9 protein-coding genes and 1 riboswitch are annotated in these 16,060 nt (G+C 27.2%); of the genes, 8 read left to right on the plus strand and 1 reads right to left on the minus strand.

Features of this window, described 5'->3' with window-relative positions; all coding sequences use genetic code 11:
* Positions 1-3: 3 nt before the first annotated feature.
* Positions 4-131, minus strand: a riboswitch (cyclic di-AMP (ydaO/yuaA leader).
* A gap of 323 nt (positions 132-454) precedes the next feature.
* Positions 455-1,150, minus strand: coding sequence for a tetratricopeptide repeat protein (locus J2Z24_RS11090; RefSeq protein ID WP_051593092.1), 696 nt, complete (start codon positions 1,148-1,150; stop codon positions 455-457).
* A gap of 328 nt (positions 1,151-1,478) precedes the next feature.
* On the opposite strand from J2Z24_RS11090, the gene J2Z24_RS11095 reads away from it, so the two are divergent.
* The 8 genes from J2Z24_RS11095 (at position 1,479) to J2Z24_RS11130 (ending at position 16,023) form a co-directional block, all read left to right on the plus strand.
* On the plus strand, positions 1,479-3,197 hold the full coding sequence (locus tag J2Z24_RS11095; protein WP_035144558.1) for a HAMP domain-containing methyl-accepting chemotaxis protein: 1,719 nt from the start codon (positions 1,479-1,481) through the stop codon (positions 3,195-3,197).
* 95 nt (positions 3,198-3,292) lie between these two features.
* On the plus strand, positions 3,293-4,087 hold the full coding sequence (locus J2Z24_RS11100; protein ID WP_051593091.1) for a DUF1835 domain-containing protein: 795 nt from the start codon (positions 3,293-3,295) through the stop codon (positions 4,085-4,087).
* Positions 4,088-4,326: 239 nt separating this feature from the next.
* Positions 4,327-5,412 (plus strand): hypothetical protein, encoded by a 1,086-nt coding sequence (locus tag J2Z24_RS11105; protein WP_035144556.1) that lies wholly within the window; start codon positions 4,327-4,329, stop codon positions 5,410-5,412.
* 94 nt (positions 5,413-5,506) lie between these two features.
* Positions 5,507-6,691: a hypothetical protein gene (locus J2Z24_RS11110; RefSeq protein ID WP_035144554.1), complete on the plus strand. Its 1,185-nt coding sequence runs from the start codon at positions 5,507-5,509 to the stop codon at positions 6,689-6,691.
* A gap of 9 nt (positions 6,692-6,700) precedes the next feature.
* Positions 6,701-9,367 (plus strand): GAP1-N2 domain-containing protein, encoded by a 2,667-nt coding sequence (locus tag J2Z24_RS11115; protein ID WP_035144553.1) that lies wholly within the window; start codon positions 6,701-6,703, stop codon positions 9,365-9,367.
* Positions 9,368-9,426: 59 nt separating this feature from the next.
* Entirely contained in the window at positions 9,427-10,824 is a 1,398-nt protein-coding gene (locus J2Z24_RS11120; RefSeq protein ID WP_085058960.1) for a GTPase domain-containing protein, read from the plus strand.
* Positions 10,825-10,846: 22 nt separating this feature from the next.
* Complete coding sequence (locus tag J2Z24_RS11125) at positions 10,847-12,592, plus strand: vWA domain-containing protein (protein WP_035144610.1); 1,746 nt, start codon at positions 10,847-10,849, stop codon at positions 12,590-12,592.
* Between the two features lie 23 nt (positions 12,593-12,615).
* Complete coding sequence (locus J2Z24_RS11130) at positions 12,616-16,023, plus strand: tubulin-like doman-containing protein (RefSeq protein ID WP_035144551.1); 3,408 nt, start codon at positions 12,616-12,618, stop codon at positions 16,021-16,023.
* Positions 16,024-16,060: the final 37 nt, after the last annotated feature.

Here is a 16,060-nt window from a genome sequence, read left to right on the forward strand (position 1 = left end):
TTTTAACTCCCTCCGTTTTGCCTCCCAGGTTAGTTGACGGGTTTGGGTTAGAGGTTACCCTACTTCATATAGAAGATTCACCCCAAAAATATCCCCGGTACTTCTTTAAGAAGATTCGGCATTATCATAAGTTAGTGATATTTTAACAAAGGGAGTAAAGGCATGTCTATGTAAAATACATGGAATACTAGGCTTAAAGTAGATATGTTGGGAGGATTTATATCATTAGTATAGACTTTATTTCCATAGCATTAACTTTACAAATGAAATGATAGTAAATGAATATAGAGAAAATATAGAAGAGTTTTTATAGTATAAAGCAAAGAGTACAGATTAGGAATTTAATTTAATATTTATTAAAATAAATTATATTAATATTAAATTTAATATTTTCTGTAGTATTAATCAAAGGAAAGCTTTTTGTTTGTTATCTGTACTCTTAAAAATCTTAATTTTAAAACATGTTTTTCATTATTGAATATTCGCATTTGCACCATTCATCTTTAGGATCTAGCTCATAGGCTTTTTTTGCAAACTCTAAAGCTGTATGATAATTGCCCATATCCCTATAAACTAATGCTTTTTCTATGTAAGCTTTACTTTTAGTTTTATCTAATTCAATTGCTTTTGAATAAATTATAAGGGCTTCTTCATTTTTATCTAGAGCATTTAATAAGCTACCTTTAAGACAAAGTGCTTCATAGAAATCAGGCTTTATGTTAAGGCAGGAATTACAACAGGATAGAGCTTTTTCATTATCACCTAACATATCAAAAAAATCTGCTTTTTTAAAATGTAAGTTGGCATTTTTATTATCCTTTTTTAGTAATTCATCGCAATAATAAATAGCTTTTGAAAACTCTGCAGTTGCATCATATATTTCTATCAAATTTAAATAAGCTCTTTTACTTTTAGGAACAAGAGTAAGATATTTTTTTATACATTCTTCAGCTTCATCCATTTCATACATATCAATATGAGCCTCAGCCTTTACTATATAAGTTTCAGCATAGTTTTTATCTAGATTAATTGCTTCATTAAAAATTTCAAAAGCTTCATCAATTTTGTTTTCTTCAAAAAGAGCTTTACCTCTTTGAATAAGAGTAGTAATTTTACTATTTTCTTTATACATATTAAAACAACTTTCCATAGTGATTCTCCTTTATAAAAATATATTTATTACAATTATTAACATAATATGGATTTTGTATACTTCTATAATGAATTAGTGGTAATATTATCTAGTTGACACCATTTTATAGGGAATGTAAAATTATAAAAAAGGATATAATGCTAAAAATATACTTTTAATTTGCTTCAGTGAGGGCGTAAAGGTTGATATGAATATGATAAAGAATTCTATAAATCTAGTTAATTATTTTGAATATAAAGGGTAATAAGGGGATTAGATATTTAAAGTTGATGCCTTTATTACCCTTTGTTTTTTATATATTATAAATATAGTAGGGAGGAGAAAAATGTTAAATAATTTAAAAGTTAAATGGAAAATTTTTTTATTGTCTGTAATACTTATGACATTTTGTTGTACTATAGGAGTTATAGGATATTATTACATATCAAAATATAATGAAGATATGAATTGTATGTATGAAAATAATTTAGTTGCAATTGAATGTTTAAATGACAATAGAAATCAATCAAGGGCTATAGAAGCGGATTTTTATTACATATTATTGAATACAGGAAATAAAGAAAAGCAGAATGACAAATTAAATGATATAGAAAAAAGGGAAAAAATATTCAATGAAAACTGGGAAAGATACAAAAAAACCAGTGTAGATGATGTAGAAAAAGAAAAATTTCCAACAATTGAAAGTCAATTTCAAAAATATAGTACAGAGAGAAATGAAGCCATAAAACTTGCTATGAAAGGGAAAGTGACAGAAGCATTAAATAAGTATTATTCTTTGCAAAGTGTTGCAGATGAATTTCAAAAAAATTTAAAGGAATTGGCAATTTATAATATTGAAGATGCTGAAAGTGTCAATATTGAAAGCAATGAACAATTCAGCATGACTGAAAAAATATTTATAGTAATATTTTTAGCTAGTGTAGTTCTAGGAATCGGCCTTACAATAATTATTTCAAAATCTATTGTAACTCCATTAGCATTAGGAGTAAAACATTTAAATCGTATAGCTAATGGAGATTTTTCTGAAAATATTGAAGAAGAATTAAAAGGTAGAAAAGATGAAATTGGTGATATTTCAAAGGCTATGGATTTAATGGCTTCATCATTAAAAACTTTAATTAAAAATGTAAAAGAGGAATCAAATAATATTGGATTGGTATTTAAAAATATATCACAAAATATAAATAGCCTAAATATGAATATAGAAGAAGTTTCTGCAACTACAGAGGAACTATCAGCCGGAATGGAAGAAACCTCTTCATCTTCACATGAAATGAATGAGTCCTCAATTCAAATTGAAAATGCAGTTCAATCTATTGCTGCCAGAGCTGAAGAAGGAGCTGAAGCTGCTGGAGAAATAAATAAAAGAGCAATTAATATAAAGAATAATTTTACAGAATCACAGAAAAAAGCAGTAAATATGCTTATGGCAACTAGAGAAGATTTAGGAAAGGCAATTGAAGATTCAAAAGTAGTAGAACAAATAAATGTATTGACAGAAGCAATTATGGATATAACATCTCAAACTAATCTTTTAGCTTTAAACGCAGCTATAGAAGCAGCACGAGCGGGAGAAGCAGGAAAGGGGTTTGCAGTGGTAGCAGATGAGATAAGAAAACTAGCAGAAGAGTCTCAACAGGCAGTAGGAGAAATACAAAATATAACAGAGAAAGTAACAAATTCAGTGGAAAATCTATCCACAAGTTCTAATGAAGTGTTAAAATTTATGTCCGTAGAAGTTCAAAATGATTATACTACTATGTTAGATGTATCAGAAAAATACAGTAAAGATGCAAATTTTATAGATGAAATGGTAACAGAATTTAGTTCCACTTCAGAGGAATTGCTGTCATCGATTCAAGAAATGGCAAGAATTATAGAAGGAGTATCACAAGCTTCAAATGAAGGGGCTAATGCTACAACTAATATTGCTTCAAAAGCTATGAATGTAACTGGAAAATCTAATGATATAATAAAACAAGTAGAAAATTCAGAGGAAAGTATCCATAAATTACATATGGAAATATCTAAATTTATAATTTAAATAAGGTGATTTTTACGTTTAAATGGAGTTTACAAAAATAATGTAGAAAAACTTTATTTAAACATAAGAATCACTTAATATAGTGGAGGGATGATATGGGTAATTTAATTCATATATGTTTTTCAGCAAGTGCAAGTGGAAGTTTAAAGTATGCATTAAAGACTAATCTTATCTCTGGAAACAAGAGTATAGATTTTTTCGATGACTTATCTAATGGACCTATTTATGGTAAAGTAGATTTAGGAGATAGGATTAATTGGTGTAAAAAACTTATTAAAGAATATAAAGCTGAATATATAGAAGATCTTAGAGAAAATTATTATAAATTTAATAAAAAACTATCAAAAATAACTTCTGAAGATACTGTGTATTTTTGGATTGGTAATAATGCTTCAGAGTTAGTTGCTTTAATGTATACTTTGGAGAAATTAAACTTGCCTTTAGAAAATATGTATATTATTAATGTGTCACAAGTTACTTATAATCAAGGATTGATTAATGAATTTACTCCAAGAAGTGTAGGTGAAGTATCTTCAAATAGGCTTTCAGAAATTCTTGAAACTAAAAAGAAAATAAAAAAGGAGACTTACAACTCTTTATTAAATAACTGGAATAAAATCAAAGAAGAAAAAGGAAAGCTCAGAATTTATAAAGATGGACAGGTTATAACTGTAAAGGAAGATTATTTTGATAATCAAATACTTAAATATACCCCTAAAGAATTTAGAAAGTGCGCCAGAGTTGTAGGGAAAACCATAGGATATAGTGAAAAATCTATATCTGATTATTATATATTTTTAAGAATCCAACAACTTATTAAAAATGGATTGATAGAATATAAAGGTAATTTTAAATTAATGAGAGAAATGGAAGTGAAAATCTCTAATTAACTTTATCTTTTAATATTTAATCTTTAAAAATAATTTTATATATGAATTTAAATTTTATAATTTCCTGTAGAAGAATGAAAACTCCCTAGGCTGAAAAGTACTAAGGGAGTTTTTTAAATAAATATTCAATAATTCTTAAGAAATTCATAAGATTTTTATGATAAAATGTAATTATAAAAGTACATTTGGATATATTTGCATTTTTAGAGAAAACTTGATACCAGGTGGAGGAAGTTATTATGAATGAAGAAAAGCAATCCCAGCTAGCAGAATTAATTGATGAATTAGAAATTATACTATCTGTTAAAAATGATATTTCTACAGAGGAAATAGATAATTTTACTAAAAAATTTAATTTATTATCTGAATATGATATAAGAAATAAGATATGTGAAATTACTAAAGATGATTCATATATAAACAACATAGATAACACGCAAGAATTTAAATTACCTGATGAACCAGAATATAATGAGTATGTTAATAATGATAGATTAGATGAGTTAAATGAATATAAAAACCTAAAAGATAATAGTTGTGAACACATAAAAGATGATGATAAAGTTTTACATAATGATTATAAATGGAATGTAAATGAAGATTTTGTTAGTGAAGATAAAAAAGAATTAAATAAAACTATAGAGGAAGTTAATAGTAATAAAATATATTCTTTTGATGAACAGAATATACCAGAAGTTTCATTTATAAGAGGTGAAACTAAATATGGGCAACTTTCCTTAGAATGGGGTTGGCCAGAGGAAATAGATGAAGTGCTTATTTGTTATAGGATGGATAGATTTCCAACAGGTCCTAAAGATTTGTCAGCAACTCAATATGAGATAAAAAGATGTGCCCATGAAAAAATAGGAAGTTATAGCATTAGCAAAGTAAGTGAAGGGGACTTCTATTTTTGTGTTTACACAAAAGTCAATTTAAATGGCAAGGTATGTTATTCTCAAGGGCAAAAAAGGCTAGTAGTAAACAAAGAACCTTCAGAAATATTTTATGAAATAAAGATTAAAAGAAGCATATTTGGTAAATTGAAGTCATCAGAAATTATAGTATGGACTAAGGAAAAGGAAATGAATTTACCTCAGCTCATATTAGTAGGTAAGGTTGGTAATATGCCTTTACAAAAATCTGATGGAGAAATTATATTAAATATTGATTATGAAGTTATTAAGAAAGATGAATGTATAAATATGGAGTTACCTAACGATATTGTGAGAGGAAATATGTATGTTAAATTATTTTTTCTTGATGATGCTAATAGTAAACTTTTTAGAATAGTGTCTCCAGGAAAGGAAAGGTTATACTTTAAATAATAAAGAATGAATAAGAAAACCTTTTTAATTTGTAATAATGTAAATGGAGAAAAATCATCTATTAAAAATATCAACATTTGAGGAGAGAGAATTTATGAATTTTAATTTTAAAAAAAAGGATTATTATATATGTCCCTATTGTTTTTCAAAGCATGATCTAACAGAAATAGGATTTGTATGTGAAAATGAAGCAGAAAAATGTGAAAATGCAAGAACAAGAAACATAATTGGACTAAATGATGATGATGGGAAAGGACAAATGCCAGAAAGCCAGATATGTGATAAATGTGGAGTTAGAACAACTACAAAGGTATGTCCTACTTGTAAAGAAGAACTTCCTTATTCCATTGGAAATTATGATAATCTAATATTTTCAGTAATAGGAGCAAAGGAAGCGGGTAAAAGTCATTATATTGCTGTGCTTATTGATAAAATAATGAATGAAATAGGTTCTTCATTTAATTGTAGTCTTCAAGCTATTAATGATTCTACTATTAGTAGATATAGAACAGATTTTTACAATCCAATTTTTAGACAAAATGAAGTAATAAGAGTAACTCGTTCTGCTAAAACAGATTCATCCGTAAAGCAACCTCTTATATATACATTAACATTTAAACAAAATAGCATGTTTGGAGGATTATTTAAAAGTAATAAAAACAAAATAAGTAATGTAGTTACAATAGCCTTTTTTGACACCGCTGGAGAAGATTTGGATTCTGAGGACACAATGAAAGCAGTAAATAGATATATTTATAATTCTTCAGGAATTATATTTGTACTAGATCCACTGCAGCTGGAAAAAGTAAGAGAAATGTTACCAGAAGAAACTGTGCTACCAGAAAGAAATACAGAAATAGAGGATTTACTTTCAAGAACTGCTAATCTCATAAGAAAAGCAAATGGAATAAAAATGAACAAACTTATAGATATACCTGTAGCAGTGGCTTTTTCTAAAATTGATGCAGTAGAATCTTTGGTAGATCCATCTAGTTCTATAAATTATGCAAGTAAGCACATAAATAATGGATACTTTGATCTATCAGATTTTGAAGATGTAAATGGAACTATGGAATCTTTAGTTAGAAGCTGGGGTGGAGAAAATTTTGCTAATCAGTTAAGTACAAATTTTAAAGATTATGCTTACTTTGGAATGACTGCATTGGGATGTAATCCTGAAAGCAATAAAATTACAAAATTAAGGCCTCATAGAGTAGAGGATCCTTTTTTATGGTTATTATACAAGCATAAATTGATAAAGGCAGAAAAAGGGAAGTGATTTAAAGTTATGAAAGTCCAACAGCTTTTTTATACTTCATGTAAGAAAGGAATTTCCTCAGGTATGGGATTCCAGACCTACTCCATGTCAGAAGGAATTACACAAGAAGAAAGAAAAGAGATAGAAGCTCATTGTATATATATACCACCAGAAAATCTTCCTACACAACCAACAAAGGAGGAGATAAAAAAACTGTTTCCAGTAGCATTATCTTCTTTTAGATTAAAACATGGTAAATATTGTATTTGTCAATCTAAATATGTAGGAAAAGATTATTCAGGAAGGTATGGAAATTATTTTTCTCATGTATTGATTTCTGATGAACCATGGCCATTTTATCCTATAGAGCTTTATGATTCTATAACTTTTAGGGACTCTTTAACTTTTGAAGAGGAAATTGCAACAGAAATAAGCCCTTTACCTCATTTAGATAAAATACATTTAGGAAATAAAATTGATTTTATTCAAATATCAAAATTCCTAAAGGGGACAGAAATGGGTGTGAAAAGAAAAAGCTTGCAAGCTTTAATAAATAGCATTGTAACATACGAAAAAGAGGGGAAGAATATAATATTTTGGGATTGTAAAGATAATAATCCTTATTGGATTGGTGCTATACAAATGGCGCTACCTAAAAATTTAGCAAATAACTTTTCTTTTACTACATATTGCTATAGTCCTGAAAATATTAATTATACAATTTGTGCATTAGATAAAGAGGGAAGTGTATTTAGTTCAAAAAATAATCAAAAATTATATAAATATACTGTTATTGATTTTAATGCAATCAAAGCACAAGTAACTTCTACAAGCTTTTCAAAATTAGTAGAAGTAGGATATACAGTTTCAAATGAAGTTCTTTTATCGTTTTTATCTTTTGTTCAGCAATTTGAATATAGTGTGCTAGATGAAGATATAGAAGATTGTATATGTTTATATAATATAGTGAATAAAGGCATAGAAAGATTAAATGTTGAAAATGTTAAAAAAGCTATAAATTTTGCAAATACATATAAGTCTGAAGATGCCTTTAGTAAATTGTTTAAACAAATTACTCCTAATTTGGAAAAAATAAGTACACAAGTGGACATGAAGCTTACAGAAATAGTAACAGAATTTTTATTTAATATGGGAAGAGAAACAAAGAATGAAGAATATATAGAAAAAGCTTATAAATTTTTCTTCCATTCAATACATAGTCTTGTTATGGATGCAGAAGATACAGATATTAAAGAGATATTTAAATTATATAAAAGAATCAGGGAAAAAGAAAAGTTAAGTAATGAAGAATTTATTAAGATGTCTTTAGATAAAAAGAGAATAGAAGAGTTAGATACTTATCTAGAAGGAGCTAAATCAAGACATGCTAAATTCTATCTTCAGGCAATGATAGATGATGTAATAATGTTTAATAAAGGAGAAAGTGAGACAAATAAAATAGAATTATTCAACAGGAGTTGTGAAGATGGAAAAATAAGAGATAAATTTTTAATAAAATGTATGGATATATTATTACATTCTCCAAAGGATCTGGAAGAAGTTATTTATTATTTTAAAGATGAAGTAGAATATGTATCTGACATAATGATTAAAGAATATAAGGTGAATTCATATAAATGTAGAAGTGAATTAGCAGAAAAAACTTTATTTGAATTTTTAATTAATGAAGGAGAAAATGATAAATATTGGAGAGATAGAATTTATTCTAGTATTTGTAAAAAAACTTCAGGTATAGATTTTATATTTTATCTATTTAAATATGAAGTAGAAAAAAATAAAGAAGATAAAACTTTTTTTACCAGGTACTGTAAAGATATTTTTAATATGTTTGTAGAATATAGAAATAAAAAGTTCTGGGATTGTTTAGAAGCATATACCAACTTAATTGAAGAAAATCATATATCTTTAGAAGAGTATAAAAACATACTAATGTATATTTATAAAATTGCATCTTATACAGAAGTAAATAAAAAACTTCTAGAAAAAGTTATAGTAGATTTTGAGGATAATATCCATATAGATAATGTTGATATAGTTTATGAAGATATTAAAGAAATTGAAAAACTTAAGAATAAATATAAAATAAAAACACCATGCAGTATTACAGAGCTTATATGTATTCATAAATTTACCAAAGAAGATGAATCAAAGAGTAAGATTAAAGGATTGGGAAGCTTTAAAGGAGATTTTTCTCATATAAGTTCAAATAAGTACAAGGAATATTTAAAATGGATTCTACCTAATTTAAGTGCATATATTAAAGACTATACTGATCATAGTAAAATAAAAAAAGCATTCTTTTGTGAGGATTATAAGGAAACTTATTATAAGTGCTATACTGATGTTATAATGAGCATTTTTAATGAAAAAAAATATAAAAATATTTTAAAGCAATGTAACAAGGAAGTTTATGAAATATTATTAGATTATATTATTTTTATATTAAAAAATGGAGTAGATTTTGAAGAAGATATAGAGGTATATGTTGAGGATAAAATTATAAGTACATTACAAAGTGCTAGTGAAAGAAAAATGAGTATTTATGAGGAATATATATTAAAAAAAATTAAAGATGATAGAAATGAAAAGCTCATATTAAAACAATGGAAAAAAATAAAAATGAAATCCATGGAAAAAAACAAGTTGAAAAATATATTATCATTTTTTAAGATATAACAAATTTCATCCAATGTTTTTTAGGAATGCTTTGTACATTGGAGGTGATTGGAGGTAATATGTTAGATTTAGCAATAAAAATAGTTATTCTTATTATAATAGTTATCATAATAGTTGTATTAGGATCCATAGGTATTATAAATGGAATTCTAGAAGGAATTTTTCATAGTATATATGGTTATTTTGAAGCATTAAAGTTTAGTTTAGGTAAGGTATATCCTATGGAAAAAAGAGATAACTTTGCTGAACCAGCAGAAGAAAAATACTTTTTTTACAGACAATATGAAGATTTGAAAAACACTTTTACTAGTGCTGTAGGAGTTAATAGGGGAAAAGTACTCCTTATGAAAAAAAATATGTATGACAAAGACAAAGTTAATTTAAAAAAGCTAAAGGCTTACCAAATATCTTTATATTTATTTGGAAATATTTTTATAGGAATTTATGGGGGAATACATTTTTTAATTATCACTATTATTAGTATTCCAATTTATATTTTTTATTATGTGGTTATAATTTTAAAGAAAGTAAAAAGAATAAGGGGAAGAATTTCAAATGTTTGTCCACATTGTTATAAGAAATTTGAATTGCCTTATTATGTGTGTGTAAGTTGTGGCAGAGTTCATAAAAGATTAGTTCCAGGGGCTTATGGAATAATAAAGAGAAAATGTGCTTGTGGTGAAATTATTCCCTGCGCTTTCTTAGAAAAAACAAATAAAGTTAAAGCTATTTGTCCATCATGCTCTAGAGAAGTCCAAGTGGGAGATAATGCACCGGTATGTATATCAGTTGTTGGCTTAAAATCCTCCGGAAAAACTTCTTTTATAATTGCTGCAATAAATTCTTTACTAAATAATATTTCAAAGGAAAAACAATGGAACACAGAATTTATTAAGGAAAATTTTGTAGATAAAGATAATAGTAAGGTTTATAATATTTTTATAAACTCCAAAAAATTCTCGAGTAAAAAGCTATTATATATGTATGATATAGCAGGAGAAAATTTTAATAATAAGGATAGTATAAAAAGACAGAAGTACTATAATTATGTCCATGGAGTAATATTTGTTATAGATATTTCTTCCTTGATAAATGGTGGAGAAATTAATAAGAGGCAAATAGGAAGTAAAGGTATCTCAGAAATAAATGATTTACTTGATAGATTTATATTTACTTTAAGAGAAATTCGTGAAATTAAATTTGAAGAGAGTATAGATGTACCTATAGCAATATTAATAAATAAGATGGATTGTGTAGAGATAAAGGATAATGTTGAAGATTTTTTAAATAAAGTAGGAGGAGAAATGATAATAAGAAAGTTAGGATATAATTTTGAAAATTACAGGGTATTTCCCTGCGTTTCAAAAGGAAATTATAGTAATGAAGAAACAGATATTAACTATGTAGAAGAACCAGTAAAATGGATTTTAGGTGAAGCTAATAATGAGCTTAAGTAAAGCTGTAAGGGGTGTTAACATTTTGAAGTATAAGAGTAAATTAAATTTAATAATAATAATTATGTTTTTATTTCAAATATTATCTACTTCATTTATATCTGTTAAGGCTGCGGAAATATCTTCAAATTTAGATGTAATTTTTGTTCTCGATGCCAGTGGTTCAATGAAAAAAAGTGATCCTGAAGATATAAGAATAGAAGCGATAAAAATGTTTTTAGATATGGCACAGACTAAAGGAAATAAAGTAGGACTTGTAGCCTATTCTGATAATATAGTAAGAGAACATAATTTAAATAATATAGATTCAGATAATGATAAAAATAGAATAAAAAACATGGCATCTAATATTCCTTTTGGACAAAAAACTGATACAGGAGCAGGTTTGTTAGAAGGCGTAAAGTTATTAGATAGTGAACATAACAAATCTCATAGGCCTGTAATAGTACTTTTATCTGATGGGAAAAATGATCCTTTAAGAAATAATAGTGAATCCTTAAATGATTTAAATAAAGCAATAGATATATGTAAAGAAAAGGGATATCCAGTATATACTATAGGACTAAATTATGATGGTACTGTGGATAAAGCTCAACTAAGTCAAATATCAACTGGAACAAAGGGAAAGAACTATATAACAAATAGTGCAGCGGATATACCTAAAATCCTTACAGATATCTATGCAGATAATTCAAAATTAAAGGTACAAGATAAAGGAACTTTAAAATTAAATGGAAGTTTTCAAGAGATGAAAATTAATATTCCCAATTCAAATGTATTAGAAGCAAATGTAGCGATGATTTCAGATAAACCAGTAGAAGTTAAACTTATCAATCCTAAAGGAGAAGAGAGTAAAATACCTTCTTCAAATGCTATACTTACTTCTTCAAAGAAATATTCAATGTTAAAGATTATGAAGCCTCAGGTAGGAGATTGGACATTAAAAGTAAAAGGGGTAAGTGGAAGTGATATAAAGGTAAGTTATGTATTTAATTATGATATTCAGCTAGAGGGAAAGTTTACTCCAAGTAATGGTAAAGAAGGAGATAAAGTAAATATAGAATCTTACTTTGTAAATAATGGAGAAAAAGTTTCAGATAAGGAACTTTACAATGGCGTAAAAGGAAGATTAATTGTAAAGAGTTTAAAAGATGATTCTACAAAAGAAGTACCTTTAACTGTTGAAGGAACTAAATTTATAGGAGAATATACAATTCCAGACAAGGGGAAATATGAACTTAAAGTAAGAGTGGATGGAAATAGTTTTTATAGAGAAAGTGCGCCTGTAGTTATGGGAGGAACAAAGGCTACTCCTACGGTTAATGATACTCCTAAGGAAAGTGTTGTAAAAAAACCTTTATTTTTAGGAATAATTGGAGCAGTAGTTTTGGCTATAACTTCTGCCATAATAATTATTATTACTAAAAAGAAGCGAGTGCGTGGATTTGGACGTGTAGAAATTAATATTAAAGATGAAAATACTAATGAAATATTACCTCCTCAATTTAGAAGTTTAAAAGGATATCAAGGTAGTTTTTCTTTATTTGAAGTATTAGGACTTAAAGAAGAATATGAAGAAACAGAAGGTATAAGATTTATATTTAGAAATGATGACAGTATAGAAGTTATCAATAAATCAGAATGTACTATTCAAAAATCAGGAAGAAAGTTAAATAAAGATTCTAATATAAGACTTTACAATGGAAATAAAATAACAATGCAGTTAAATAAAATATCAAAAAGTATAACTATGGAGTTTTATTCTAAATAGGTTATAGAAAATGGAGGGTTTTTATGAATACAAGAGTTAGAGAGCATCTTCAAGACCTGGAAGTAAAAAAAGGTGGAGGAATTATAAGTGATAAAATACGTATAGAAACTATATCAAATCCAATGCTTATAATAGGTCTTGGCGGAACTGGTATAGATGCAATGTTAAGACTTAAATATCAAATAAATAAAAGATTTGTTCTTGAAGAAGATAAATTATCAAATACAAGAAAAGATAAACCTAAAAAGGTAGAATTTTTAGGTTTTGAGACAAATCAAAAGGAAAAAAACAAAAGATATCCAGCAAACTTTGGAATGGGACTTGATCCACAAAGTGAGTTAGTAATGCTTTCAAATGCAGAAGTAAGATCTATATTAAATGACCGTGAGATATTAGATGATTCTATAAAAGAATGGCTAGCACCAGAATTATCAGCAGAAAGCGGTACTGATGGAGCAGGTGGCATAAGACAATTAGGAAGGCTACTTTTATTTACCAAGATAAATGAAATAGTAGATTGTCTTGAAAAGAAAATAAAACTTCTTTTAGAAGATAGTGAAGATATTTTGCATGTATTTGTTTTGTCTGGATTAGCAGGAGGAACAGGTAGCGGAACCTTTATAGATATTCCTTATATAGTAAGAGGAATTATGAATAATATCTATGGAGCTAAAGGAGAAGATAAAGTTAATATAATGGGATATTTATTTACTCCAGATGTTAATTTATCAAGAGCTGCAGACAATCAAACCTCACAATCCTATATTATAAAAAATGGATTTGCAGCATTAAAAGAACTTGATTATCTTATGGGTATAGGAGATAGACATGAAAGATTTAAGCAAAGATATAGAAATAGACTAACGGTAGATTCTCCAATGCCTCCATTTAATTTATGTCATTTAATATCTGCTACAAATACTTTAGGAAGACCTATGAGCAATGCTTATGACTATTGTATGAATGTTACAGCAGAGAATATAGTAAACTTTATGTCAAATGAAGTAAGAGAGTCTGGTGGAGAGTTTGCAATACAAGATTATATAAGTAATTTAAAACAAAATACAGATAATATGCCAAAGCCTTATATGGCAAATTATAAATATGTAATGATAGGAGCTTCCTCAGCGGTACTTCCTATTGAAGAGATAACTACATATATAGCATTTAAGATTTTTCAGAAGATGCAGTATATGTTTGAAAAAATGCCAGAGGAAAAAGATATAGACCAATTTATAAGACAGATTAGATTAGATGAGGATTCAGTAATAGAAAGATTTGAGCTTCATCTTCAAGATAGAGAACCTATTTCAGGCTATGAAGATAGAGAACGATATAGCTATGATAATGTTATAAAAAAACAAGCTGTAAATATTGATGACGAAATGAAAGAATTTCTAAGAGATTGTACTAATGAATATAATAAAGTTAAAACACAATATCCTGGAGAAGTTTTAAAGAGTGTAAAAAATATGATAGATGGAATTTTTAAAGACCCTAATAAAGGTCCATTCTATGCATCAAGAATGTTATATTCCAATGGATTTTGTGTAATAAAAACTTTAGAAGCTGAGATATCATCATTAGAACAAAGACTCTCAAATATTTCTAGGGAAATAAAAATCAGTAGAGAAGATGCAGAGGATAGACTAGTTGAGGCAAAAAAAGCTATTCTATTTACAAAGGATAGAAAGAAAAATGATTATATAGATGCCAAAAGTGATGAGTATATTTTAAGAGCAGAAGAAGAAAGGCTCTTTAGAATGATAGAGTTTTATAGAAATGTAATATCTGATTTAAGTGATTTAAATAATAATATATACAAAGTATATACTGAAATACTTAATGAATTAAATAAGATATTTAAAGAAGATGGAGAAATATTAGCACAGGGAGAAGAAATTGAAGGAGCTCTTGGAAGAAGTTATTCTTGGACAGTAGTTAATGTGCCAGATTTAACAGATTATATTGAAAAAATAGTAAATAAAGATACTGCAGATGAAATTGTTAGAAGATTTTCAAACAAACTTTTAGAAGAATCTCAAAAATGGGTTGATGATGTGCATATAGATGTGGTTGGATCTATATCAAGTTTCGTATCAGATGAATACGGAGATATAATAACTCAATCCATGGAAGATTTCTTAGCTTTAGAATATGGTGAAGATAAATCCATAATAAGTTTGATTAAAGATGAAATTGCACCAAGATTAGATAAAGATGCAGTACCAATTTTTCACTTAAATAATATGGAAGCACTTAATTTTCCTTCATGGAGCATGGTTTCTGTTCCTAGAAACGCTAAAAAGATTCTTGAGGGAATTAAAGAGTATAAGAAAAACGCTAATACAGGAAGTTCTCTTAATATAAAAGAGAGTATGGTCACAAATAGAATATTTTGGTTAAATACTAGAAATGGAGTACCTCTTTATTCATATTCTCCAATAAAACACTATGAGGAAATTTATGAAAGTTCATTATTTGAATATGATGGTATAGGAAGACACTTATATCAAAGCAGAGAGAAGAATTGGACTTACTTACCATCACCAATCCCTGAACAGAGCTGGGGATCAACCTATAGTAATGAAAGAATAAAGAAATATAATAGCAACGTAAGAGAACTATTTGACCATGGTATTGAATTGGGATGTATTGCAAATGTTCAAGGAAGCAGTAATGTAAAATATAAATGTATTATTACAGAACCATTTAATATTGAAGAGTTTATGAAGGAGTATTCCATAAATTTAAAAGATGATAAATTTAATGTTGGGGAAATAAGAAGAGCTTTAAAAGATATTGAAAGTATTTTAGATAAAGGGCTTACACCTATTGAAAATTCTAATGTTCAAAAATATTATATATATGAGAGCAGTAGTGAAGAAAAGGCAAAAAATAACTTAATAAGAACATTAGAGCTTACAGAACTTGTAAGAGAAGAAGTTAAAAAATATGAAAGGATTATAGATAAGAAAAATGAGCTTCAAAGTATAATAGATAATTTAAGTAGAGTAGAAACAGATATGGATAATTTCATTAGAGCTTTGTATACGGATACTATAAAGAAAGCAGGATTACTTTTTGTCTATAATGGCGGAGAAGAAAGTAAAATAGAAATAGAGCCTTTTATAAATACATTGAAACAGAAAGAATATCAACATGAAGCTATTTATAGAAAGTATGTAAGTTTAGATGAAAAAGAAAAAATTATTGTGGATAAGACTTCAGATAAGAGGTTAGAACAACTTTCTTTAGAGGAAGATGCGAAGGCCCTTAGGGAAAATGTAAATGAATTACTAGATAAAATAAAAGTAACTGTAGATGATTTAGAAACAAGAAAATATCAGCTTGTAAATGGAGATGAATTGTTTATATTTTATAGTGATATGCTTTCAAGACTTCAAGAAGTAAAAAAACAATTAGAGTAGGAGTTTAGAAGGTAAGGGGTTCCCTTACCTTCCTGTC

This window comes from Clostridium tetanomorphum (assembly GCF_017873215.1).
GTDB classification, from domain to species: Bacteria; Bacillota; Clostridia; order Clostridiales; family Clostridiaceae; genus Clostridium_AO; species Clostridium_AO tetanomorphum.

Coding starts and splice junctions, on each gene's coding strand:
- J2Z24_RS11090 (WP_051593092.1), bottom strand. CDS start 1,150: ATGGAAAGTTGTTTTAATATGTATAAAGAAAATAGTAAAATTACTACT.
- J2Z24_RS11095 (WP_035144558.1), top strand. CDS start 1,479: ATGTTAAATAATTTAAAAGTTAAATGGAAAATTTTTTTATTGTCTGTA.
- J2Z24_RS11100 (WP_051593091.1), top strand. CDS start 3,293: ATGGGTAATTTAATTCATATATGTTTTTCAGCAAGTGCAAGTGGAAGT.
- J2Z24_RS11105 (WP_035144556.1), top strand. CDS start 4,327: ATGAATGAAGAAAAGCAATCCCAGCTAGCAGAATTAATTGATGAATTA.
- J2Z24_RS11110 (WP_035144554.1), top strand. CDS start 5,507: ATGAATTTTAATTTTAAAAAAAAGGATTATTATATATGTCCCTATTGT.
- J2Z24_RS11115 (WP_035144553.1), top strand. CDS start 6,701: ATGAAAGTCCAACAGCTTTTTTATACTTCATGTAAGAAAGGAATTTCC.
- J2Z24_RS11120 (WP_085058960.1), top strand. CDS start 9,427: ATGTTAGATTTAGCAATAAAAATAGTTATTCTTATTATAATAGTTATC.
- J2Z24_RS11130 (WP_035144551.1), top strand. CDS start 12,616: ATGAATACAAGAGTTAGAGAGCATCTTCAAGACCTGGAAGTAAAAAAA.